The organism is Pseudomonas agronomica, from assembly GCF_025917275.1.
GTDB lineage: Bacteria > Pseudomonadota > Gammaproteobacteria > Pseudomonadales > Pseudomonadaceae > Aquipseudomonas > Aquipseudomonas agronomica.
On the sequence record NZ_JAOSHO010000560.1, the window covers coordinates 1 to 3,008 of the forward strand.

Annotated in this window: 3 protein-coding genes and 1 pseudogene; all 4 read left to right on the top strand. The window is 56.6% G+C overall.

Annotation, left to right across the window (positions count from 1 at the left end; all coding sequences use genetic code 11):
• Window positions 1-236, top strand: a pseudogene (locus tag OC610_RS24430) (hypothetical protein); the annotation flags it as partial.
• Window positions 237-249: 13 nt separating this feature from the next.
• Complete coding sequence (locus OC610_RS24435; RefSeq protein WP_181286931.1) at window positions 250-723, top strand: SMI1/KNR4 family protein; 474 nt, start codon at window positions 250-252, stop codon at window positions 721-723.
• A 303-nt stretch (window positions 724-1,026) separates the two neighbouring features.
• Complete coding sequence (gene ccoG, locus OC610_RS24440) at window positions 1,027-2,442, top strand: cytochrome c oxidase accessory protein CcoG (RefSeq protein WP_264431526.1); 1,416 nt, start codon at window positions 1,027-1,029, stop codon at window positions 2,440-2,442.
• Between the two features lie 11 nt (window positions 2,443-2,453).
• Window positions 2,454-2,993 (top strand): FixH family protein, encoded by a 540-nt coding sequence (locus tag OC610_RS24445; protein ID WP_264431527.1) that lies wholly within the window; start codon window positions 2,454-2,456, stop codon window positions 2,991-2,993.
• Window positions 2,994-3,008 lie beyond the last annotated feature (15 nt).

A 3,008-nucleotide genomic window follows, 5' to 3' on the forward strand; every position in this document is an offset into this window, starting at 1 on the left:
GAGCTTGCTCCCGCTGGGTGGCGAAGCCGCCCCAAAACAGGCTGACGCATTCTCCAGATAAACCGCATCAGCCGGTTTACTCACATGAGGCTACGTTCCCGCATGGTGGTTCAGTCGCGCAATATGAAAAACACTTCAAGGTTAAGTACGAGAGCACTGAGTCAGTCCTTGCGGCCTCAAAAAAAGGTTGGTTGGCCAACAAGATACCGAAAGCCAAACCTGGGCGCTGCTCATAAACGGAGAGTAACGATGCTTGAAAATACATTCTCAGATGACGAAGCAGCCATCACGCCAGCGGACTTGGATCTTTTGGAGTCCGCTATTGGCAAGAAGCTACCAACGCCTTTTAGAAACCATTACCTCAAGTACAACGGCGGCGTGCCGGAGCGCACCTACTGGGTCGGCGATGATTTCGACGAGCCACTGGAAGTGGCCGCCTTCAAGCCAATTACTGGCGCTGACTCCACGGTGCTATCCACCTATCAGTTGATGCTGAAGAAAGAGGTGCTTCCTGCGCATCTCTTGCCTTTCGCAAATGACTGGGGTGGCAACTTCTTTTGCCTCAACCTTGATACCGAAGCCGTTAGCTATTTCACGACCGATAGCTTCGATAGCGACCTCAGTTCTGAAGAGAACCAGGCTCAATCCGAAAAGCTGGTCTGCTCGAATTTCCTCCGCTTCGTTCAAGGGCTGATCGATGAGGAAGATTTGGACGAGGAATAAATCAACGGACACCACAGGATTTGCTCCGAAACGCAAATCCTGTGGCGAGGGAGCTTGCTCCCGCTGGGCGGCGAAGCCGCCCCATCCAATCTCCGCCAACGCCATGCTCTGTCTATAGTCAATTGATCCAGGTCATGACTTGTTACATCCGCTACACCATTCAGCCCAGACACCCAACGCGACCAAAGGTCGCACCCTTGACCTAGAGCGACAGGCGTATCATTGCGCCACTGCAGCACCCTTTCTGACCGTGGCCGGCACGTACTGGCCTCGGCGTTTTTCCACTGCCGTGGGATGCATTTGATGAGCAACCAGATTCCGGTACATGACGTTACCCCGCCTGCCAAGGACGCCAACAAAAGCGTCGACCTGTATGCCTCTCGGGAAAAAATCTACACCCGCGCCTTCACGGGCCTGTTCCGCAACCTGCGAATGGTTGGCGGAGCCTTCCTGTTCCTGCTGTATTTCGGCACGGTCTGGTTGAATTGGGGCGGTCACCAGGCTGTCTGGTGGAACCTGCCGGAACGCAAATTCTTTATTTTCGGCGCCACCTTCTGGCCCCAGGATTTCATCCTGCTGTCGGGGATGTTGATCATCGCCGCCTTCGGCCTGTTTTTCATCACCGTGTATGCCGGTCGGGTCTGGTGCGGCTACACCTGCCCGCAAAGCGTCTGGACGTGGATCTTCATGTGGTGCGAAAAGGTCACCGAAGGCGACCGCAACCAGCGCATCAAGCTCGACAAGACACCCATGAGCGCCAACAAATTTTTGCGCAAATTCGCCAAGCACAGCCTCTGGCTGCTGATCGGTTTCGTCACCGGCATGACCTTCGTTGGCTACTTCACGCCGATCCGCGAGTTGGTTTTCGAGTTCTTTACCGGCCAGGCCGATGGCTGGTCGTATTTCTGGGTCGGTTTCTTCACCCTCGCCACCTACGGCAATGCCGGCTGGCTGCGTGAACAAGTGTGCATCTACATGTGCCCTTACGCCCGCTTCCAGAGCGTGATGTTCGACAAGGACACCCTGATCGTTTCCTATGACCCACGTCGCGGTGAAAGCCGTGGCCCACGCAAGAAAGGTGTCGACTACAAGGCGCTGGGGCTGGGGGATTGCATCGACTGCACGATGTGCGTCCAGGTCTGCCCCACCGGCATCGACATCCGCGACGGCCTGCAGATCGAGTGCATCGGTTGTGCGGCCTGTATCGATGCCTGTGACAACATCATGGACAAGATGGACTATCCGCGCGGCCTGATCAGCTACACCACCGAACACAACCTTTCGGGGCAGAAAACCCATAAACTGCGCCCACGCCTGATCGGTTATGCCTTGGTGCTGCTGGCGATGATCAGCCTGTTGGTCACCGCGTTCTTCATGCGTTCGCTGGTGGGTTTCGACGTCAGCAAGGACCGCGTGCTGTATCGCGAAAACGCCGAAGGCCGGATCGAGAACGTCTACAGCCTGAAGATCATGAACAAGGACCAACGCGACCATACGTACATGCTGGAAGCTGCTGGCTTGCCTGATCTGAAGCTGCAAGGCCGTCGTGAAATCAAGGTTGCCGCAGGCGAGATCTACAGCCAGCCGGTTGAACTGTCCAGCGCACCGGAACAACTGCCGTCGAGCACCAACGAGGTGACGTTCATCCTCAAGGATGCCGATGACGACAGCGTCCATGTTGAAGCCAAGAGCCGGTTCATCGGCCCACAGACTCGTTGAGAGAAATGCCCATGCCTGCAGCAACCGCCACCAGCCCTTGGTACAAGCACCTCTGGCCGTGGATCATCATCGGGATCCTCACGTGCTCGGTCACGCTGAGCCTGACCATGGTAACCATTGCGGTGAAGAATCCGGACAACCTGGTCAACGACAACTATTACGAGGCTGGCAAAGGCATCAATCGCTCGCTGGAGCGCGAACTGCTGGCCCAGACCCTGCAATTGCATGCCAGTGTGCAATTGGACGACCTCACCGGTGAAGTCAACCTGCGCCTGAACGGCAACAGCCGGCCCCAGACGGTGGAGCTGAGCCTGATCTCGCCGACGCAGCCGGAGAAGGACCGCAAGATTGTCCTGACTCGCAACGACAGCGAACCGGGGCGCTATGTTGGCCAGTTGGCGGACAAGATCGAAGGTCGGCGCTTTGTCGAATTGCTCGGTGTGGAGAACGACAAGACCTGGCGACTGTTCGAAGAAGAGCAGGTCAATCACAACCAGGACATCCTGCTGGGCGATGAGCCGCTGCAAGGCGCTGAAGACCTGAAAAAATAAGCTGCTGTTGTGGCG